At 65.2% G+C, this 20,228-nt stretch carries 17 protein-coding genes; 8 read left to right on the top strand and 9 right to left on the bottom strand.

Going from position 1 to position 20,228, the window contains the following annotated elements:
• Nucleotides 1-8: 8 nt before the first annotated feature.
• Nucleotides 9-299, top strand: a complete 291-nt coding sequence (locus G4L39_RS12595) for a 4a-hydroxytetrahydrobiopterin dehydratase (protein WP_165108597.1) — start codon at nucleotides 9-11, stop codon at nucleotides 297-299.
• A gap of 2 nt (nucleotides 300-301) precedes the next feature.
• On the opposite strand, the gene G4L39_RS12600 is transcribed toward G4L39_RS12595, so the two are convergent.
• Nucleotides 302-1,306, bottom strand: a complete 1,005-nt coding sequence (locus tag G4L39_RS12600) for a tRNA dihydrouridine synthase (RefSeq protein ID WP_165108599.1) — start codon at nucleotides 1,304-1,306, stop codon at nucleotides 302-304.
• A gap of 79 nt (nucleotides 1,307-1,385) precedes the next feature.
• The gene (gene thiH / locus G4L39_RS12605; protein WP_165108601.1) at nucleotides 1,386-2,699 is read right to left on the bottom strand and encodes a 2-iminoacetate synthase ThiH; all 1,314 of its coding nucleotides are present in this window, start codon (nucleotides 2,697-2,699) and stop codon (nucleotides 1,386-1,388) included.
• Between the two features lie 427 nt (nucleotides 2,700-3,126).
• Here thiH and G4L39_RS12610 point away from each other — a divergent pair, with 427 nt between their 5' ends.
• The 4 genes from G4L39_RS12610 (at nucleotide 3,127) to G4L39_RS12625 (ending at nucleotide 9,032) form a co-directional block, all read left to right on the top strand.
• Complete coding sequence (locus G4L39_RS12610) at nucleotides 3,127-3,726, top strand: redoxin family protein (RefSeq protein ID WP_165108603.1); 600 nt, start codon at nucleotides 3,127-3,129, stop codon at nucleotides 3,724-3,726.
• 314 nt (nucleotides 3,727-4,040) lie between these two features.
• Nucleotides 4,041-4,754: a TetR/AcrR family transcriptional regulator gene (locus tag G4L39_RS12615; protein ID WP_165108605.1), complete on the top strand. Its 714-nt coding sequence runs from the start codon at nucleotides 4,041-4,043 to the stop codon at nucleotides 4,752-4,754.
• Nucleotides 4,751-5,875: an efflux RND transporter periplasmic adaptor subunit gene (locus G4L39_RS12620; protein WP_165108607.1), complete on the top strand. Its 1,125-nt coding sequence runs from the start codon at nucleotides 4,751-4,753 to the stop codon at nucleotides 5,873-5,875. Before G4L39_RS12615 ends, G4L39_RS12620 begins: the two co-directional genes overlap by 4 nt.
• A gap of 7 nt (nucleotides 5,876-5,882) precedes the next feature.
• Complete coding sequence (locus tag G4L39_RS12625; protein WP_165108609.1) at nucleotides 5,883-9,032, top strand: efflux RND transporter permease subunit; 3,150 nt, start codon at nucleotides 5,883-5,885, stop codon at nucleotides 9,030-9,032.
• A gap of 174 nt (nucleotides 9,033-9,206) precedes the next feature.
• On the opposite strand, the gene G4L39_RS12630 is transcribed toward G4L39_RS12625, so the two are convergent.
• The 3 genes from G4L39_RS12630 to G4L39_RS12640 form a co-directional block, all read right to left on the bottom strand.
• Entirely contained in the window at nucleotides 9,207-10,379 is a 1,173-nt protein-coding gene (locus tag G4L39_RS12630) for a sugar phosphate nucleotidyltransferase (RefSeq protein ID WP_165108611.1), read from the bottom strand.
• Nucleotides 10,380-10,628: 249 nt separating this feature from the next.
• Complete coding sequence (locus tag G4L39_RS12635; protein ID WP_165108613.1) at nucleotides 10,629-10,889, bottom strand: hypothetical protein; 261 nt, start codon at nucleotides 10,887-10,889, stop codon at nucleotides 10,629-10,631.
• Nucleotides 10,886-11,767, bottom strand: coding sequence for a transglutaminase family protein (locus tag G4L39_RS12640; protein ID WP_165108615.1), 882 nt, complete (start codon nucleotides 11,765-11,767; stop codon nucleotides 10,886-10,888). The genes G4L39_RS12635 and G4L39_RS12640 overlap by 4 nt, the downstream gene beginning before the upstream one ends.
• A 450-nt stretch (nucleotides 11,768-12,217) precedes the next feature.
• Between G4L39_RS12640 and G4L39_RS12645 the strand changes: the two genes are divergently transcribed.
• Nucleotides 12,218-12,907, top strand: coding sequence for a hypothetical protein (locus G4L39_RS12645; protein WP_165108617.1), 690 nt, complete (start codon nucleotides 12,218-12,220; stop codon nucleotides 12,905-12,907).
• 599 nt (nucleotides 12,908-13,506) lie between these two features.
• Complete coding sequence (locus tag G4L39_RS12650; RefSeq protein ID WP_165108619.1) at nucleotides 13,507-14,634, top strand: hypothetical protein; 1,128 nt, start codon at nucleotides 13,507-13,509, stop codon at nucleotides 14,632-14,634.
• 178 nt (nucleotides 14,635-14,812) lie between these two features.
• Here the strand turns inward: G4L39_RS12650 and G4L39_RS12655 are convergent, their stop codons facing one another.
• Nucleotides 14,813-15,571, bottom strand: coding sequence for a ThuA domain-containing protein (locus tag G4L39_RS12655; protein WP_165108621.1), 759 nt, complete (start codon nucleotides 15,569-15,571; stop codon nucleotides 14,813-14,815).
• A gap of 103 nt (nucleotides 15,572-15,674) precedes the next feature.
• Between G4L39_RS12655 and G4L39_RS12660 the strand changes: the two genes are divergently transcribed.
• A complete protein-coding gene (locus G4L39_RS12660) occupies nucleotides 15,675-17,726 on the top strand; it encodes an ATP-dependent helicase (protein WP_165108623.1) in 2,052 nt (683 codons plus the stop codon).
• A 39-nt stretch (nucleotides 17,727-17,765) separates the two neighbouring features.
• On the opposite strand, the gene mog is transcribed toward G4L39_RS12660, so the two are convergent.
• The 3 genes from mog to G4L39_RS12675 are packed head-to-tail and all read right to left on the bottom strand — an operon-like array spanning nucleotide 17,766 to nucleotide 20,043.
• Entirely contained in the window at nucleotides 17,766-18,323 is a 558-nt protein-coding gene (mog, locus tag G4L39_RS12665) for a molybdopterin adenylyltransferase (protein ID WP_240893992.1), read from the bottom strand.
• Nucleotides 18,320-18,811, bottom strand: a complete 492-nt coding sequence (gene moaC / locus G4L39_RS12670; protein ID WP_165108625.1) for a cyclic pyranopterin monophosphate synthase MoaC — start codon at nucleotides 18,809-18,811, stop codon at nucleotides 18,320-18,322. The genes mog and moaC overlap by 4 nt, the downstream gene beginning before the upstream one ends.
• On the bottom strand, nucleotides 18,808-20,043 hold the full coding sequence (locus G4L39_RS12675) for a molybdopterin molybdotransferase MoeA (protein WP_165108627.1): 1,236 nt from the start codon (nucleotides 20,041-20,043) through the stop codon (nucleotides 18,808-18,810). The genes moaC and G4L39_RS12675 overlap by 4 nt, the downstream gene beginning before the upstream one ends.
• Nucleotides 20,044-20,228: the final 185 nt, after the last annotated feature.

Raw genomic sequence — 20,228 nt, forward strand, 5'->3', positions numbered from 1 at the left:
GTTGTGGCATGCATGTACTGAGTGCGAGTGAGCTGCGGGTGGCTTTGCGCAGCCTGCCGGGTTGGCGTCGGCGACGGGGCCGACTGGAAAGGACCTTTGAGCTGAAGGACTTCATGGGGGCGTTGCGTTTGGTGAACCGGGTGGGTCGTTGGGCCGAACGGGTTCAGCATCATCCCGACATCAGCATTCAGTGGAACCGTGTGACCTTTTCGCTGACGACCCACGATGCCGGGGGAATCACGGAGAAGGACCTGGAGTTGGCGCGGCAGATTGATCGATTGGCGGCGCGGCGGGATTGAGGTCAGGTGGCCGACTCGACGGCGGGTGCGAGGGTGTTGGTGTTTGCGGGAGTGGGTGGGGGGCCGGGGTGCGGGTTGAGGTCCAACGGCCGGTCATGGTCCAGGTGGCGGCGGCAGATTTCGAAGAACTCGGCCCTGGTCTGGCTGCGCCGAATGGCGTGGAGGAACGCCCCGGCGTCGGGGCCCAATCCTTCGCCGATGAAGTTGGTGAAGAGTTTGAGGCGCTGCGTTTGGAGTCGCTCCGGGTAACCCGGGGTGGCGTAAGATTCCCAGAGCTGCTCGATGTAGTGGAGGACGTCGCGGCCGGTGGGGCGTTGGATGGGCTGGCCGGACAGGGCCTGACGGATCTGGGAGAAGATCCACGGATTGCGGATGGCGGCGCGGCCGATCATCCAGCCCCGGGCCCCGGTTTGTTGGAGGATTTGGAGGGCCTGGTGGGGGTCGTGGATGTGTCCGTTGGCCAGGACCGGGCAGGGTAGACTTTGGGCGGCTCGTTGGATCAGGTCGTAACGGACGGGCAGACCATAGCCCTGGAGCACGGTGCGGGCGTGGACGATGACCAGGTCGGGTCGGTGCCGCGCGTAGAGGTCCAGGAGTTGGTCGAAGTGTGCGTCGGAATCGAATCCGAGGCGGGTTTTGAGGCTGAGGGGCAGGGTTACCGTGTCGCGGAGCCGGCCCAGGATCTGGTCAAGGAGCCGGGGTTGACGGAGCAGACCGCCTCCGGCGCATTTGCGGTAGACGACGGGTGCGGGGCAACCGAGGTTGAGTTCGATGGCGGCCACGGGGAGCTGTTCCAACAGCCGGGCGGTGCGGGCCAGGGCGTCGGGGTCGTTGCCCATCATTTGGGCCACCACGGGTCGGCCGGTGGGGTTGTTGAGGATGGCGCGGACCACGGCTTTTTCCGGCCGTGAGGTGGCGTGGACGCGTGTGTATTCGGTCCAATAGGCGTCGGCGCCGCCGCGCTGTTGGATGAGGCCCCAGAAGGCGGCGTCGGTCACATCCTGCATGGGAGCCAGAGCCAGCCAGGGTCGGTTTCCCCGGAGGAGGTCGAGGAAGGCGCGGCGGAACCGGGGATCGGGTTGGTGTTCAGTTGGTGAAGGTGTTGGCAGCTCCACGGGTGCAAGCGGCGGGTTCGTGGAGTTGTGCGAGGGCGGGCTCGTCGGCGGGAGCCCGGGATTCATGGTGGGATCCCGGGGTATGGGGTCCGCTCAGGACGGCATCCCAATCCTTCCAAACCGGCTCGTAACCGAGTGCGGCGATGCGACGTGCGACCTCGGCGGCGGAGCGGGTGTCGGCGATGGCGAACTGTTCGGTGGCGCCCGATGCGGATGCCGGGCCCGCTGCGGCCCATTCGCTGGCGCCGGCGTCGACAATGCGACCGCGCACGGTTTTGTGAATGTGATCCCGTCCGGCGCCGGTGTAACCGCCGGGTTCGGTATGACTGCCGGCGCTCATCAGGGTGATACCCAGGGGGATGAGGCCGTCGCGCAGTTGCGGGGATTCGCGCGTGGAGAGCACCAGACCGACGTCCGGGAACATGAGTCGGAAGGCGCAGACCAGTTGGACCAGTTCGCGGTCGCTCATGCGGGTGAGGGGCTGGAACTCGCCGGCGCAGGGGCGCAGTCGGGGCAGCGAAATGGTCAGGAACGCTTTCCAGCAGTGGCGCAGCAGGTAGGCGGCGTGGGCCGCCACGGCGAGCGCTTCGTACCGCCAATCGGCCAGTCCGTACAGGGCGCCGATCCCCAGCCGGCGGAACCCGGCGGCGTAGGCGCGTTCGGGCGTTTCCAGTCGCCATTCGAAATTGCGTTTGGGGCCGGAGACGTGCATCTCGGCGTAAACGGCGCGGTCGTAGGTTTCCTGGTAGACGACCAGCCCCTCGGCGCCCGCATCCACCAGGGGACGATAATCCTCGACGGAGAGGGGGCCGACCTCGAGGGAAACGGAGGGGACCTCGCCGTGTACAAGCGCCACGCAATCCCGCAGGTAGGCCGGGGAGACGAATTTGGGGTGTTCACCGGCCACCAGCAGGAGGTTGCGGAATCCCTGGGCTTTCAGGGCCCGGGCTTCCTGGAGGACCTCGTCCGGGCTGAGTGTCACCCGCAGGATGGGGTTGTTTCGGGAGAAACCGCAGTAGCGACAGACGTTGACGCATTCATTGGAGAGGTAGAGGGGCGCGAAGAGCCGGATGACGCGTCCAAACCGTTGTACGGTGAGCGCGTGCGAGCGGCGCGCCATTTCCTCCAGGTATTCCGAGGCGGCCGGGGAAATCAGATGCGCGAAGTCGGTCAGCGTGAGCGAACCCCGTTCCAGGCTCTCGCGCACGGCGGCGCGGGAGGCGGATCGGGCGCGCTGAACCAGGTTTTGCAGCGGCAGACGGTTGAATTCGGCCACAAAGCTCACAGAGCAAACGTATCAAATGCCGGGGCTTTGTCGAGTGACCGGGCGACCGGGTATGTGGGTTGGAGTTGGCGGTTTGGGTTGTGGCTGGCCGGGGAAACGGGCCGGCCGGGGCAGGAGCTCTGCGTGCTGAAGAGCATGGTTGTTTCCGGAATCTGTGCCGGCGACCGGCGGGTGGGGTTTTGGGGTACCTGGTTTTGGGGTACCTGTTGGGCAGGTGCTGATGGGCAGGGCAGGAGTTTTGCGCCCCGGCCGGAGGGGTGAACAGGGGGCGCCTTGGTGAACGGGTTGCGGTGCTTGCGGCCTGTTTCGCTGCACGGTGTCCCACGGAAAGGTTGCGATGGAGAATTTGGCCGCGTGAGTTTGACAAACTATCGCTGAGTGTTAGGGTTGCTTCACGAGTGCAAACCTTGGACGCGGAGGAAAAGCCATGAAACGAATCCTGACTGCCTTGTGCCTGAGCGGTTATGTGGCGGTGGCGTGGGCGGCCGCCGAGGTGGGCAAGCCGACGCCCGATTTCACCGCCACGGACATCACCGGCAAGACGCATCGCCTGTCCGATTACAAGGGCAAGATCGTCGTGCTGGAGTCGTACAACTACAATTGTCCGTTTGTGCGGAAACATTACAAGCCCGGTGCCATGCAGGAATTGCAGGCGGAGTTGACCCAGAAGGGCGTGGTCTGGTTTGTGGTCAATTCGGTGCATCCGGGGCATGGCGATTATCGGACGCGCGAGGCCGCGCAGAAGGAATGGAACGAGTTGGGCATCAAGGCCACGGCCTGGTTGGATGACAGCTCTGGTGCCATCGGGAAGGCTTACGGGATGCGCACCACGCCCCATATGTTCGTGATCGACAAGGATGGCACCCTGGTTTACGAGGGAGCCATCGACGACCAACCCTCCAGCAGCGGGGATCCCCGCAAGGCCCGCAACTATGTGCGGGAGGTGGTCAACAAATTGTTGGCCGGGGAGAAACCCGAGGTTACGCAGACCCGGCCGTACGGCTGCAGCGTGAAATACGCGGATTGATGCGGTTTGGGGCGTGTTTTGCGCACACCGGTCGCGGTTTGACCGCGACCGGTTTTTTGTTGGGGAGGGCCCGGCCCGGGATTGGGCGGGTTGGGGCTCCGGCCGGGCAAAGGTGGTTCACGGGCGTTGCGGCCCTCTCTCGGGTTCGGGACGTGGCGCGGGCTCGGGGGTTGGGCTGGTGCGTGATTCCGGGCTTTTGACTTTCGGCGGGGTGATTTGTGTGTCGGGTGGGTACCACCGGTCGGGTTCTTTGGCCCGTGGGACGGTGGTGGTGGCTTTTGAGTTTCGCTTCTGAGTTTCGTGCCCCTTGACTTTTGGCGTTCCTGACCTACCGTTCGGTCAATTTTTCGATGGGCACGGATCGGACAGACGGGGAGCGGACCCGCCAACGGATCCTGCGGGCGGCTCTGCGGTGTTTTGCCGAGCGCGGCTACGCCGGCACGGCCATGGGCGACATTGCGCGTGCGGCGCGGGTGTCCAAGCCGGCGCTTTATTATCATTTCCGGGACAAGGCGGCCCTGTTTCGTGCCCTGTTAACCGGGGCGCATGAGTTGCGCCGGCGGCGGTTGGAGGAGGCGCTGGCGTCGGCGGCGGACCTTCGGACACGGCTGGTGGCGGCGATGCGGACCTGGTTCGATTCCTTTGAGGAGAACCGGCAATGGTTGCAGCTGGGGATGGCGACGACGTTTGCCGCGCCGGGGGAGGTGCCTGCGGAGTGTGACGGCCGGCATTTGTGTCGGCGGAATTTTGAGGTGGTTTGTGCGGCGCTGGCGGAGGCGCAGAGGCGGGGGGAATTGACGAAGGCGTTGAGTGCGAGGGAGCTGACGCACGCGTTTTTCGGCCTGGCGCATACGTTTCTGGCGGCTTCGTTGATTTTTGATGAGGAACCGCCGGGGGCGGATTTGCCGGAGCGTTTGGTGGATTTGTTCCTGGGAGGTGCGGGCGTGCGGTCGCCGCGGCGGGCCGTGGCGGCCGGGTCCCGCGGCCCCGGAGCGGGCACGGGTAACGGTTTGGAACAGCGGTCATGAAAAAGCAGATAGCCTGGGCTGTGTTGATCTGGTTCGGTGTGGCGGCCGTGCTGGCGGGGATCAAGGTGTTACAGATTCGCACGATGATTGCGCAGGCGCGGAACCTGCCGCCGCCGACCGAGGCGGTGTCGGTGTTCGAGGTGCGGGAGGAACGCTGGCCGCGATTGTGGACTGCGGTGGGGTCGGTGCGGGCCGTGCGAGGGGTGCGTGTGACCAGTGAGTTGCCCGGGGTGATCCGGGAGGTGGCCTTTGAGGCGGGGTCGGAGGTGGCCGAGGGGGCGCTTTTGGTGCGTTTGGACACCTCGACGGAGGAGGCGGAGTTGCGTCAGGCCGAGGCGGAGGCGGAGCTGGCGCGGCTGGAATTGGAGCGGGTGCGGGCGTTGCATGCGGCGCGGACGGTGTCCCAGGCGGAGCTGGATGCGGCCGAGGCGGCGTGGAAAGGGGCGGCGGCGCGGGTGGCGGCGATTCGTTCCACGATTGACAAAAAGACGGTGCGTGCGCCGTTTGCGGGTCGGTTGGGGGTTCGGGAGGTGCATGTGGGCCAGTATTTACAGGCGGGGGCACCGATTGTTTCCCTGCAGGCGCTGGATCCGGTGTATGTGGAGTTTGCGCTGCCGCAGCAGGCGGTGGCGCAGGTGCGTCCGGGCCTGGCGGTGGAGGTGACGGCCGATGCCTATCCGGGCCGGACGTTTCGCGGCGTGGTGACGGCGACGGATCCGGACGTGGACCCGGCCACGCGAAGTTTACGGGTGCAGGCCACGTTGCCGAATCCGGACGGAGCGTTGCGGCCGGGGATGTATGTGGAGGCGGCGGTGGTGTTGCCGGAGGCGGACATGGTGCGGGTGGTGCCGGCGCCGGCGGTGTTGCATGCGCCGTATGGGGACTCGGTGTTTGTGGTGGAGGCTGCGACGAACGACGCGTCGGGGGTTCTGGTGGTCCGGCAGCAGTTTGTGAAGCTGGGCCGGCGCCGGGGCGATTTCATCAGTGTGACGGCCGGGTTGGAGCCGGGTCAGCGGGTGGTGAGTGCCGGTGTGTTCCGGTTGCGGAACGGCATGCGGGTGACGCTGACCGACGTACCGACGCCGGAACCGAGTTTGCAGCCGCAACCGGCCGAGGGCTGAACGGGCGATGAGGACGATCACGGACATTTTCATCCGGCGGCCGGTTTTGGCCGTGGTGGTGAGCCTGGTGATTGTGATTGGCGGGCTGCAGGCGATGTTCACGCTGACGGTGCGCCAGTATCCGCGGAGCGACAATGCGGCCATCACGGTGACGACGGTCTATGTGGGGGCCAGTCCGGACCTGGTGCGGGGTTTTGTGACGACGCCGCTGGAGCGGGCGATCGCGGCTGCCGACGGCATTGATTACATCGAGTCGGTCAGTCGCCAGGGGGTTTCCACCATCACCGTGCGGCTGAAGTTGAACTATGATCCGAACAAGGCGCTGGCGGAGATCAGCTCGCGGGTGAACCAGGTGCGTGGGGACCTGCCGCCGGGGGCGGAGATTCCGGTCATCAACATTGAGAACGCGGAGAGTGCGATTGCGGCGGCGTATTTGAGTTTTACCTCGGATTTGTTGGAGGCGAACCAGATCACCGATTATCTGGTGCGGGTGGTGCAGCCGCGGTTGTCGGCAATTGAGGGGGTGCAACGGGCGGATGTGTTGGGGGGCCGGACGTTTGCGATGCGGATCTGGCTGAAGCCGGATCGGCTGGCGGCGTATGGGCTGGGGCCGGAGGATGTGCGACGGGCGCTGCAGGCGAACAATTTTCTGGCGGCGGTGGGCCGGACGAAGGGTGCGCTGGTGCAGGTGGACCTGACGGCCAACACGGATTTGCGCTCGGCCGAGGAATTCCGGAGCCTGGTGATCCGCCGGGTGGGGGATCGGCTGATCCGGCTGGGGGATGTGGCGGATGTGGTGCTGGGGGCGGAGGATTACGACAGTGAGGTGCGGATGTCGGGTCGGCGCGCGGTGTTCATGGGGGTATGGGTATTGCCGACGGCCAACACGCTGGATGTGATCCGGCGGGTGCGGGCCGAGGTACATTCGATCCAGAAGGATCTTCCGAGCGGGCTGGAGGTGGCGTTTGCGTATGACGCGACCGAGTACATTGAGAACTCGATTCGGGAGGTGTTGCGGACGCTGTCGGAGACGCTGTTGATCGTGGCGGTGGTGATTTACCTGTTTCTGGGGTCGTTGCGGTCGGTGCTGGTCCCCCTGGTGGCCATTCCGGTTTCGCTGATCGGGGCGGTGTTTTTGATGCAGGTGTTCGGGTTCACGCTGAACCTGCTGACGTTGCTGGCGATTGTGTTGTCGGTGGGTTTGGTGGTGGACGATGCGATTGTGGTGGTGGAGAACGTGGAGCGGCACGTGCGGGAGGGGCTGACGCCGGTGCGTGCGGCGGTGTTGGGTGCGCGGGAGCTGGTGAGGCCGGTGATTGCGATGACGATCACGTTGGCGGCGGTGTATGCGCCGATCGGGTTTCAGGGCGGGCTGACGGGTGCGTTGTTTCGGGAGTTTGCCTTCACGCTGGCGGGTGCGGTGTTCATTTCGGGGGTGGTGGCGCTGACACTTTCGCCGGTGATGTCGGCGCGGTTGCTGGATGCCGCGCGGGAGTCGCGGGGGCTGGCCGGTTGGGTGAACCGGATGTTTGACCGGCTGAAGGCCGGGTACGGTCGGGTGCTGGATCTCACGCTTGCGCATCGGCCGGCGGTGTACGCGTTGTGGTTTGGCCTGAGCCTGTTGGTGATCCCGATGTATCAGATGGCGCCGAGGGAGCTGGCGCCGGCAGAGGATCAGAACGTGATCTTCGGAATTGTTGAGGCGCCGGCGAATGCCACGGTGGAGCAGACGACGTTCTACACGGAGCTGTTGAACGGGGAGCTCATGAAGGTGCCGGAGGCGCTGCAGACGTTTCAGATTACGTTTGGTGACAACGGCTTCAGCGGGTTGGTGTTGAAGCCCTGGGCGCAACGACAACGCACGGTGTTTGAGGTGGTGCCGGAGGTGCAGCAGGCGGTGAACCGCATCCCGGGGATCCGCACCATGGTGGTGACGCCGGCACCGCTGCCGGGTGCGGGCTCGTTTCCGGTGGAGTTTGTCATCGGTTCGACGGCCGAGCCGGAGGAGATCCTGCGGTTTGCCGAGGAGCTGCAACGGCGTGCGGCGGCCAGCGGGTTGTTTGCGTTTCCGCCGATCCTGGATACGAAGCTGGACCAGCCGGAGGTGGAACTGGTGCTGGACCGGGACAAGGTGGCGGCCATGGGGTTGGACCTGGCGTCGGTGGGCTCGGATTTGGCGACCCTGCTGGGCGGCAATTACGTGAATCGGTTCAGTTTGCAGGGGCGCAGTTACAAGGTGATTCCGCAGGCGCTGCGGGTGGAACGATTGACGCCCGAACAGATTGAGCAGACGTACGTGCGGGGGCCGGACGGGCAACCGGTGCCGCTGAGCACATTTGCGCGGCTGGAGTTGCGGACGCGGCCGCGGGCCCTGCACCGGTTTCAGCAATTCAACGCGGTGAAACTGAGCGGTGTGGCCATCCGGCCCCTGGACGAGGCGCTGCGGTTTTTGGAGCGGGAGGCGGCGGAGATCCTGCCGGCGGGGTATCAGATCGGGTACACGGGAGAGTCCCGGCAATTGCGCGTGGAGGGCAGCAAGTTCCTGCCGTCGTTTGCGCTGGCGTTGACGTTGATCTTTTTGGTGTTGGCGGCGCAGTTCAACAGTTTCCGGGATCCGTTGATCATCCTGCTGGGGTCGGTGCCGCTGGCCATGTTTGGCGCCCTGGTCTTCTGTTTTCTGCGGATGCCGGATCCGAACACGCCGTTTTTCACGTCGGGCTGGACCACGACGTTGAACATTTACTCGCAGGTGGGGCTGGTGACGTTGGTGGGGTTGGTGTCGAAGAACGGGATCCTGATCGTGGAATTTGCGAATGAACTGCAGCGGGCGGGTTTGGAGAAACTTCAGGCCATTCGACAGGCGGCCCTGATCCGGTTGCGGCCGGTGTTGATGACCAGTGTGGCCACGGTGGCCGGGCATTTCCCGCTGGTGCTGGTGAGCGGTCCGGGGGCGGCGGCGCGGAACTCCATCGGTTTGGTGATTGTGAGTGGGATGGCCCTGGGCACGATTTTCACGTTGTTGGTGATACCGTCCCTGTACATGTTGCTGGCGCGCCAGCACAAGGGTGAGGAACCCGGGGCTTTGGGCCGGGACTTTGCCGAGGCGGAGGTTGTGGGCATGGAAACTTCGGAACTGCCGAAGCCGGCGGCGTCCTGAACCCCGGGGGTCGCTTCCGAGGTCCCGGAGGTTTCGGGGTTGGCCCACGTTTGGGGCGATGATCCGGGTGGTTGGCCCGGTGGAGGGTGACGGACCCCAGAGACCCTTCCTGATTGGGGGCGTGGCCCAGCACGCGGCCGGTGGGCGGATGGCGTTGGCGTCAGTTTCCCGCGTTTACAGGAGCTTTTGGTACTGGGGGTGTTGTTCGAGTGTGCGCACCAGGTCGCGGACTTTTTGGGCCTGGTCCTTGTGGACCAGCAGGACTGCGTCCCGCGCAAGGACCAGGACCATGTCCCGAACGCCCACCAGGGCCACGGGCGTGCGTCGGGATGCCGGGCGGTCGTCGTAAACGAAGTTGTTGGACGCGTCGATGGCGATGCATCCGGCTTTCCAGACGTTCCCGTGCTCGTCTGCGGGCAGATGCCGCGCCAGGGCGGTCCAGGAACCGACGTCGTCCCAGTCGAAGGTGGCGTCGGCCACGACCACGTTGCGTGCCTTTTCCATGAGGGCGTAGTCGATGGAGATGCGCGGCAGTTCCGGGTATTCGCGGGTCAGGAGGACTCGGAGCCGGCCGGGACGGGCTCGGGCGGTTTCGGCCCATCGGATGGCTGCGGCGTGGATGCGGGGCTGGTGCTCGCGGAGTCCCTCCAGCAGGGTGTGGACCCCCCAGACGAACATGCCGGCGTTCCAGCGGTACCGACCGGTTTGGAGGAACTCGAGGGCCCGTTCGGGCGGGGGTTTCTCCACGAACGCATCGGCCTTGTGGAATCGGGTTCTGCCGGGGAGATTTTCGGTCCCGTTCTGCCAGGGTTCGCCCACACGGATGTAGCCGTAACCGGTGGCGGGTTCAGTGGGCGGGATTCCCAGGGTGACGATGACGGGTTGGCGGGCTGCCAGCAACAGTGCATCCCGGAGGACCTGGCGGAAGCGGTCGGTGTCGTGGATGATGTGATCGGCCGGGAGCATGGCCATGGTGGCGTCCGGGCAGCGGGCGCTGACGATGGCGGCGCTGAGGGTGACCGCGGCGCAGGTGTCGCGTCCGACGGGTTCCACGATCAGGTTGGAGCGCGGCAGGTCCTTGAGCTGGGTTCGGACCTTGGGGGCTTGATCGGCGGTGGTGATGACGAGGATGCGCTCGCGGGGGACCAGGGGTTCCACGCGCTCGACGGCCCGTTGAAGGAGGGACCGTCCGTTCCAAATCGGGACCAGATGCTTGGGCAGACGGCGTCGGCTCAGCGGCCAGAACCGTTCCCCGCGGCCTCCGGCCATCAATACAACGTAAAACCGGTCGTTGTCGGGCGTCGTTACGTTCTCGGACATGATGCACAGCAGGAAGGGACGTGACACGGGTTGAAGTCAAGCCGGCAGACCTTGCACGGGGGGCTGAGGTCTCAGTTCATTGCGTTTCGGTTGATTGCCCGGGTGGTCCCGAGTTTAGTTCGCCGGGCACGCCCCGTTGCGCGGGCCACCGGCTCTGAGGTTGTTTTGCGGGTTTGGGGAAAGGAAGCCGAGGGAAGGGTTCGTTGCGATCGAGCTGTGGCCTGTTGGGGTGGGAGGCGCCGGCGGGAGGTGCCGGCCAAGAGGGGGGCGCATTTTTCAGCGGGGGAAAGGCTGGCTGTTGAGTATCCAGAGCAACAGGGCCACCAAGGCGGATACGACCAGGCCCACGGCGAGTGCGGCGAGTCGGATCCGGCGTTGTTTGCGGAAGTACGCCCGGCCGCCCATGCCGGGGAGCAGGTAAAACCGGCGGCGCTCCTTTTCCTCCGGTGACAGGCGTCGGCCCAGGAGCAGGCGTCGGAGGGACGGGCGATGTTTGGAGTTGGATCGGGCCATGACGGAACCCGGCATTGCGATCATCCGCGTTTTCGTTCCAGGGCCAGTTGGTATCGGCGGAGCCGGTCGGCCTCGGCGGGCTGACCGGCACTGGAATGGGCGGCGTAGAGCTGGGCGCACAAGACCGCCAGCAACTGGCGGGTCGTGACCGGCTTGAGGTCGGCCTCGGTGGCGTCCGGGATTTGCTCGCGAACCCTGCGCAGGGCGGTTGCGCGGCTCATGAGGGCGCCTTCGTGGGACGCCTCGATGAAGATCTCGCTGGTGGACGTTTGGTATCGGCAGAAGAAGAACCCCGGCAGAGGGATGCCCGTCAGGGGCAGGCCGAGGCGGCGTCCGAGCACGAGGTACAACACCCCGGCGGCCATCGGACTGGCCAGGCCCGTGGCGAGAACCTGGTCGAGGTAGCTGGCTTCGGGCCGCAGGGCGAATTCTTCGCTGGCAAGGATGCCGAGGTCATTGAAAAAGAAGGCGTTGACCACGTGGATGCGGGTGCGTGCGTGGCTGCGGGGTTTGATGCGTTCGCGCAGGGTGGCGGTGTAGCTGTCGAACAGGGCCTGGTACCCTTCCGGGTTGATTTCGGGATCGCGGGTACGGGCCAAAAGGATGAGCCCGAGCTCGAGGTCGAGATGTTCCGGGCTCCGGAGGCAGAAGTTCAGGAACTGATCGTCGGCATTGCGGCGTTCCAGTTCCAGCACGATTTCGCGTACGCGCCGGCGGAGCAGGGGATCGGAATGGGCCAATTGTTGGCGCAGCCAGGGCAGGACGGCGGGTCCGCGGGCGATCAGATGTTCACGGACGGCGTCAAAAACGGCCGGGTCTTCGTCGCCCAGGAGCGTGAGCAGGGCCGCCTGCCGGCGTTCCGACCACGCCTCGGCGGTGGCGCTGGATCCGGTCAACTTCATTGCAGCGGCCATTCAACCAGACCAGCGATGGGGCTTCAATGCTGGAGATGTCGCGGCTTCAGGGTGACGGCCATACAGCGGTCGCTCGCCTTGGCGGCTCTGATCAGGGGAACTCGAATGGTGGAAGGTTTGTGGGCTTTGAAGGCGGGTTCCTCGGTTCCTCGGATGGACTGCGTTCATGGTGTTGGGCCGGATGCGGCGGGGGATGGTTTGGTGCCGGGGCATTCTCCGGAGCTGTTGTCGTGCGGTGATGGGGTTCCCGTTTTCTCGGGCGTTTGAGGGCGCTGAAGCGGGGGTCGAGGGTTTGGTTTTGAGGACCGGCAGCGCGGGAACCGGGCGTGGTGGCCGCAAAAATTTTTTTGCAAAAACCGTTGACAGGCCGTGACTTGCTTCATAATCTGGCGGCGTCATACAAAGGAGTCCGAAACGTCTGAGCCAGGAGTGGGAACAATGAAAAGGATCAAGGTTTTGCTGGCAGCCGGGTTCGTGGGTGGCTTTGTTGCGGTGGCCGCCGCCCAGACGTTGGTGTACGACAATTCCTCCAATGACCAGCTGGTGCGGTTCAATCCCGGCACCGTGGAGGTGGGGGATGAAATCATCCTCGCCTCCGGGCCGGAGCGGATGATTTCGTTGTTCCAGTTTCAGTACTGGGGCGAGAATTTCTCCGGCGACGAGCAGATTCGCGTGCGCTTTTACGCCAACGATGCCTTTTATGCGAGCCACGGCACGTTCATTGCGCCGGGAACGATCCTGTACGACAGCGGTTGGTTCCCCATTGTTGCCACGCCTCGGCAGACCATCCTTCTGGACTATGCCACTCTACTGGCCGGTAATTCGGGCAACCCGGTGATTGTGCCTGATTCGTTCACCTGGAGCGTTCAATTCCTGAACGTCGATTCGGGCGCGGGTGAACGGGCGGGGTTGGATGTGTACAGCCCTCCGACCGTGGGCAACAATTACACGAGCTATTGGGAGAACGATCCGCTCAACGGCTGGCTCTTGAAGACCAACCAGTGGGGCATCCCGATGGATTTTGGTGCCAAGGTTTATGCCGTGGTTCCGGAACCGAGTGTTTTGGCCCTGGGTTTGGGTGGCGGGTTGTTGTTTGTCCTGCTACGCGGCCGCCGGTTCCAGAGCTGATTCAGAGGTTCCTCCCGGTTGCTACTTGGCTCGGGCGAGCAGGGCGCGGTTCAAACCGCGCCCTTGCTTTTGGGTGAAGGGTGTTGGCGGCGCGACTGGGGGCTCACGGCATCTGGATGGTGGTTCACCGGCTCCGGGGACGTGCCGGGCGGATACAGGGTTGACCCACGGAGATGCAACGGGGATTGCGGGTGAACCGGCCACAGAAAGGCGCGGTTTTCGTGGTCGGGTTCGGGCGATGTCGGAATGGTACCCGGCTGGCTTTGGTGGTCCGGGCTGGACCCGGTGTTATCCGCTCGGGACAGGCTTGTGACGTGACGGGGCACGGGAAACGAGCCTCGGGACTTGTGGGCGTGCCGCCGGTTGGGGTGCGTGGTTGTGGTTGGGAGTCGGGGGCTGAATGAATGGCGGGCTTGATGGGTGGGGTTGTCGGGTTGCCTTTGGGAAAAGGGGTGGCACCTTGGCGGTCAAACTGGTGGAGGCGACCGGTTTGGGGAGGGCTTCTACGTGCGAGCGGATTTGTGGCGGGTCTCATGGGCACCGGCATGAGGAGCAGGGGCGGGCGAGAGAAAGGTGACGCGTCAGCCGGGAAGCCGGTTGTGGACGTCGGGTTGGGCGTGAGTTGCAGGCTGCGTTGGGCTCTGGTGTTGGTGTTCTTATTGGTGCTGCCCGTCAGGGCCCGGGCCGACGTGGGCACACCGTTGGTTTGGGGCACGGCGTTTCAGTTGTTGTTCGGCAACGCCCTGCTCGGTTGTGCCGAGGGTTGGTTGGTAGCGCGGATTGCGGGTTTGAGCTTTCGGAGGTGTGTTGGTTGGATGATCCTGGCCAGCTACCTTTCGTCGTGGGCGGGATTCTGGGGATTCACTGCTCTGTTTGAGACGTGGCATCCCGACGTGTACACGGTGCGTTGGGCAGGCTGGTGTCTGCTGGTGGCCGCGTATGTTGCGACCGTGGTGCTGGAGTGGCCATTTGTGGCATTGTGTTGCCGGCGGCTGGAGCACTGGTTCCAGACCAGTGTCAAATCTTCGCTGCTCGTGCAGACGGGTTCCTACCTGGTGTTGTTTGGGGGCTTTTATCTTCTGAGCCTGAGTTGGCTTTTCGCAGGCTGGTCCTTGGTACGGCCGGCAGAGCTGGAGCTGCCGCGGAATGTGGTAGCGTTCTACATTTCGACGGATGGCAGGCACGTTTACGCCGCCAGGTTGGACGGCCAACCGGGCGTGCGGATTGCCGATCTGGACGGATTTGACCCCTGGCAGGATCACCTTGGACTGGTCCCGTCGGAAGGCCACACCAATGATTGGGACCTGGCGGTCGTGCGCAGGCAGGACCCGGTCCAGCGGGTCTGGCCGCGTGTGAGTTCGCTGGAGAAGGTTTCGCCTCAAATGGCGCAGCGTACTTCGTATTATTGGCGTTGGGGACTGAAGCCGTTTGAAGCGGGGCCCGAAGGTGGCAGCCCGTGGGAAGTTCATTGGAGCATGTGGCCGGAGATGGGCCTGTGGGCGAGGCGGGGAGACCAAATGGTAGCTGTCCGGGTGATGACGCCGTTTGGGGGATACAGTGTCTGGCAGGCGGTTCAGTTACCCGGGGACCTGGTGCTGGTGCAGTTTGAGGATCAGGTTTGTGCGGTGGATTTGTCGCGCCGGCGGATGGCCCTGTTGTGCCGGGGGATGGGGATCCTTGCGCTTCATGACGATCAGGTGGTGAACATGCCCCCGGGGCTTCGCTGAACTTCAAGGGCAGCCGGGCCGGGAGGGGCATTTTTTACGATCTCGGCCGAACGATCCGGCTTTCTGTGCGTGGCGTGTGGGGTGCGGGCCCGGCCTTTGCGGTGGGTTTGCGGTGGGGCGCCGGGGAGATTCAGCCCCGGTCGGGCGGGTCATTGTCGGGGCCCTGCCCCGGTTGAATTCACGGCTGGTAGAGGATCGCGTTGAGGATCAGGCGGGTGAAGGCGGGTTGTTGGAAGTCGCGGATGCTGTGGCCGGGTTGGAAGTAGACGATCCAGCCGGAGTCTGCCGGCCGGATCCATCCTGCGCGGTCCTGCATCCAGATCCGGCCGGTGACCGGATCGCGGTACTTGAGGCCGAGCAGGGGTGTTCGGGGGCCGATCAAGGTGTGGTTCAGGTACACCTCGGTTTGCTCGAGGATCATGCCCGGCAGGGGTTGTTCTTCGCCGCCGGTTTCGCGTCGGTAGGGAATGTTGTGGGGCCATGCGACCTTGTGGCTGGTGATGAAGTGATCCGGAGCGAGGTTGACGATTTCCACGGTGGCGGGTTCGATCCATTTGTAGCCGCCCGTGCTGACGTCGCCCTGGGGAAGTTCAACTCCCAGGAAACGGAACCAATCGGGGTTTTTGCGTTTGGCCGAGCTGATGGAGTGATGGAGCACGATGAGCCGGCCACCGGCGCGGGTGTAACGGATGAACGCCTGTTCGGCGTTGGTATCGAGGTTGCGGTGGATGTACACGATGACCGCCCGGTGGGAGGCCAGGTCGGTCGGCAACTGATTTTGGGGCACGATGGTGGTGTCGAGGTGTTCCCGGGTCCTGCACTGTTCGGCCAGGTACTCCATGGCAGGGAACTCGTCGGCGACGATCAGGACGCGGTCGCGGGCCTGGCCCGTGCAGGTGAGGCATGCAACTGAAAGGGTCCACAGCAGCCTGTTCATGGAATCGAGGATGGGAAAAGGGTACCGATCCGCAAGCGGGGTTTTGGGGAGGAAGGGTCCGGGCTTGCGCGGGTGTGTGTGCCCTCTACACTGCGCGGCTCTCATGGTGAACCTGAGCCAGTTGAATCCGCAGCAGCGGGAGGCGGTGGAGACGGTGGACGGACCGGTCCTGGTCCTGGCGGGGGCCGGCACGGGCAAGACGCGGGTGATCACGTATCGGATTGCCCATTTGATCGCGCGCGGCGTGCCGGGCGACCGGATTTTGGCGGTGACGTTCACCAACAAGGCGGCGCGGGAGATGCTGGAGCGGGTGGAAACGTTGCTGGGCCGGCGCGGCGGGGGACCGGCTGCGGGGTCACGGCCGTTGATTTGCACGTTTCACAGTTTTGGTGTGCGACTGTTGCGGCGGTACATCGAGCGGCTGGGGTACAAGCGGAATTTTGTGATTTACTCCGAGTCGGATCAGTTGGCGCTGGTGCGGCGGATTTTGGGTCGCTTTGCCGGCGGAGTGCCCCGGGTGGATCCGTGGGTGGTGTTGGGGTGGCTGAGCCGTTGGCGCAACGGTGATGTGGCGCTGTGGCAGCGGCTGGATGAGGAGAGCCGGTTGCTGGCGGAGCGGGTGCGGTCCGCGTACGAGCAGGGGCTGCGGGCCTGCAACGCGGTGGATTTTGATGACCTGTTGTTGTTGCCGCTGCGGTTGTTTCGGGAGCATCCGGACGTGCTGGCGGAGTGTCAGGAGCGGTATCGGTATGTGCTGGTGGACGAGTATCAGGACACGAACGCGGTTCAGTTGGAGCTGTTACGGTGTTTGGTGGCGCGGCATCGGAACCTGTGCGTGGTGGGGGATGACGATCAGAGCATCTACGGGTGGCGCGGGGCGGATTTGACGAACGTGTTGAATCTGGAGGCGCATTTTCCGGAGCTGCGGGTGATCCGGTTGGAACAGAACTATCGCAGCACGAACACGATCCTGCGTGCGGCCAACGCCCTGATCCGGCAGAACGCGCGACGGCGGCCAAAGCAGTTGTGGTCCCGCAGGGGTGAGGGTGCGAAGATCGTGCTGCGGGTGTACGCGGATGAGGCGGAGGAGGCGGCCGGGGTGGTGGAGGCGATCGAGCGGAAGCGGCTGTTGCAGCGGGTGCCGTGGTCGGCCCAGGCGGTTTTGTTTCGGACGAACGGTCAGGCGCGGCCCCTGGAGATGGCGTTGCGGCGGGCGGGGGTGCGGTACCGGGTGGTTGGGGGGCAGAGTTTCTTCGATCGCCGGGAGATTCGTGACGTGGTGGCGTGGTTGAAGACGCTGGTCAATCCGGAGGATGACGTGAGTCTGCTGCGGATTGCGAATGTGCCGCCGCGCGGGTTGGGGGAGGAGACGATGGAGCGTGTGCTGGCTTTGAGCGTGGAGCGGCATGTGCCCGTGTATCATGCTCTGCGCGAGGCCATGACGAGCGACCGGTTTACCGCCCGGGCACGGCAGGCGATGGTGGGCCTTGTGGAGACCATAGAGGAGGCGCGGCGGGCGTGGAGTTTGGTCGGGCCGGGTACGGGTTCGGCCTTTGGGGCGGAGGCCTGGATTGGTTTTTTTGAGCGTCTGGGGTACTTCGAGATGTTGCGGCGTTCGGAGAAGGATGCGGAAGCCGGGGAAAATCGTGTGCAGAATGTGCGGGAGTTTCTCACCGATCTGATGCAGCGCGGCAACGGGACGGCGGAGGTGGAGGGATCGGCTCTGGACCGGCTGCAGACGGCGTTGGAGACGGTGACGCTGGATGCGGAGCGGTTTGAGGAGGAGGAGCAACCGGCGGGCGATGCGGTCACCTTGATCACCATGCACAGCTGCAAGGGGCTGGAGTTTCCGCACGTGTACATTGTGGGGCTGGAGGAGGGACTGTTGCCGCATGCGCGTTCGACCCTGGAGGGGACGATTGAGGAGGAACGGCGGCTGTTTTACGTGGCGATCACGCGGGCGATGGAGACGTTGGAGCTGAGCCATTGTGAGGGCCGGCGCAAGTACGGGGACCGAACGCCCTGTCAGCCCTCGCGCTTTTTGCAGGAACTGCCGGAGGAGGTGTTGGTGCGGGTGAATTCGGGCCCGGCGGCCGCCCCCCCGGTGGATTCGGCCCGGGATTGGTTTGCGCGGATGCGCGAGGCGGTGGGTTGACGGGTTGGTTGGCTGGCCGGTTGGGGCGGGTGGGGCGGGTCAGGTTGCAGGCCGGGTGTCATGCGGGTCGAGTCCGCGGAGGTGGGCCAGGGCCTCGAGGATGGCCATGCGGAGGATGTCCAGGCACTCGGCGATGGCGGAGGGTTTGCCGGGCAGGTTGATGATGAGGCAGCGGCCGCGGATGCCGGCCGTGGCGCGGGAGAGGATGGCGGTGGGCACGCGTGGGAGACTGTGGAGGCGCATGGCTTCACCGAATCCGGGCAGTTCCTTTTCGAGGAGGGGACGGGTGGCTTCCGGTGTAACATCGCGGGGGGTGATGCCGGTGCCGCCGGTGGTGAGGATGAGGTCGCATCCGTCCTGGTCGGCCCAGGTTTGGATGCGGGTGCGGATACGGTCCACGTCGTCGGGGACCACTGCGGTGAGGAATTCGCAGGTCAATTGGAGGGACTGGCGCACGATCCGTTCGATTTCCGGGCCGCTGCGGTCTTCGTAGAGGCCGGCGCTGGCGCGGTCGCTGACGGTCAGGCGGCCGACGCGCAGGGGCCGTGTCTGCAGGAGGTGCCAGGCGGTTGGTTGGTTGGCGGGTTCGGGTTTCATGCCTTGGTTTTCTCGAGGAGGCGGATTTGGTCGATGCGCATGGTGCGGTCCACGGCCTTGCACATGTCGTAGAGGGTGAGCGCGGCGACGCTGACGCCGGTGAGGGCTTCCATTTCCACGCCGGTGGGCCCGGTGGTTTCTGCAGTGCAGGTGATCTCGATGCGGTCGCGGCGGACCCGGAACTCGACGGCCACGTGCGTGAGGGCCAACGGGTGACAGAGCGGGATGAGGTCGGCGGTGCGTTTGGCGGCATGGATGCCGGCGATTTGGGCCACGGTGAGGACGTCGCCCTTGGGCAGGGCGTTTTTGCGGAGGGCGCGGAGGGTGGCAGGCTGACAGAGGAGCACGCCGGTGGCGACGGCCCGCCGCCGTTGGTGGGGTTTGTCCGAGACGTTGACCATGCGGGCCCGGCCGGTTTCGTCCACGTGGGACAGTTGCGTCGGGCCGGGTCGGGCGGGTTTGGTTTGCGGTGCGGGATCCTTTTTCATGGTTGCAGGTTTAAGGGGAGGAATGAAACCGGGGCTGAGGGGGTGAGGGGGCCTGTTTGAGGTGGCAGGCGGAGGATGGCGTTGGCGGTGGCCAGGGCGGTGAGGTCGCCCGAACTCCGCCATGGGAGCGGTTCCAGCAGGGCCCGACCTTCGGGGTTGAGGCACCAGCGTGCGGGCCAGAAGGTTTCGAAGCGGTCGGGGGCCGCATCCAAGGTACGTGTGAGCAGGCCCGTCTTCCAGGGTGGGGTTGGGGACGGTGCGCCCTCCCAGGCCCGCAGGGCGCAATCGACGTAGATGTGCAGGCAGACCCAATGGGCCAGGGGGTTGCCGGGAAGGCCGATGGCCAGGGATCGTCCGCGCCGTGCCACGATCAACGGCCGACCGGGTCGGGCACGCACGCGCGCGATCACGACTTCGTAGCCGCATTGTTCGAGCAGGTTCCGGGTGAAATCGTGGGGACCGACGCTGGCTCCGCCGGAGATGAGGAGGAGGTCCACGAGGACATCGCCGCGGCGGGCGGGTTCGAGGATCCGGGCCACGACAGGTTCCTCCTCGGGCAGGCGCCACTGGCGGATTTGGAGGCCACGGTTGGCGCAGAAGGTTTGGACGAGGATGGAGTTGGAATCGCGGATTTGGCCGGGGCCGGGCGTTTCGGCGGGGTCCACCAGTTCGCTGCCCGTGGTCAGGTGCCAGACGGTGGGGCGACGGGTGACTTGTGGGCGTGTGTGGCCCAGGCTGGCCAGGAGGGCCAGAGTGCCCGGCTGCAGGATGACGCCGTGCGGGACCAACTCGTCGCCTGCGCGGGCGTCTTCGCCGCGCCGGCGGATGTAATCCAGGGGGGGACGTTCCCGGATTTCGATGATGTTGCCGAGGTCGTGGACGAATTCGCGGGGTATGACCTGCAATCCGGCGCAGGGGAGGGCTGCGCCGGTGGCGATGGCGACGGCCTGGCCGGGTTGGAGGGTTCGTGGTCGCCAGTCACCGGCGCGGAGTCGGTCCACCACGACCCACCGCGACGCGGGGTCATCCCGGCGGATGGCGAAACCGTCCATGGCGGACCGGTCGAACGGGGGCAGGTCTTCGGGTGCGGTAATGCTTTGACGGAGGCGGCGACCCAATGCCTGGTGGAGGGGGACAGCCTCCGGCTCCAGCGGCGGGCAAAGGGCAGCGATCTGCCGGCAGACGGCGTCGGCGTCCCAGTCGGTGTGTGGCGGTTGTGCCGATTCCTGCATGGGTCAGGGGTGCCGGGGTGCTTGCGGCGCGGGTTGGGTGCGTGGGTCCCTTGGGCGCGCCGCGATCCGGCGGGGAGACAGTAGGCGGAGGAGCGGGTAGCCGGCAAGCGCGGAGGCGGTGCAGAGCTGTGTATATTGGGCTGGAGTGTGGGTGGGGCGTCTCCGCGGGCGGGTTTGAAGATTCG

It is taken from the genome of Limisphaera ngatamarikiensis, assembly GCF_011044775.1.
Taxonomy (GTDB): domain Bacteria; phylum Verrucomicrobiota; class Verrucomicrobiia; order Limisphaerales; family Limisphaeraceae; genus Limisphaera; species Limisphaera ngatamarikiensis.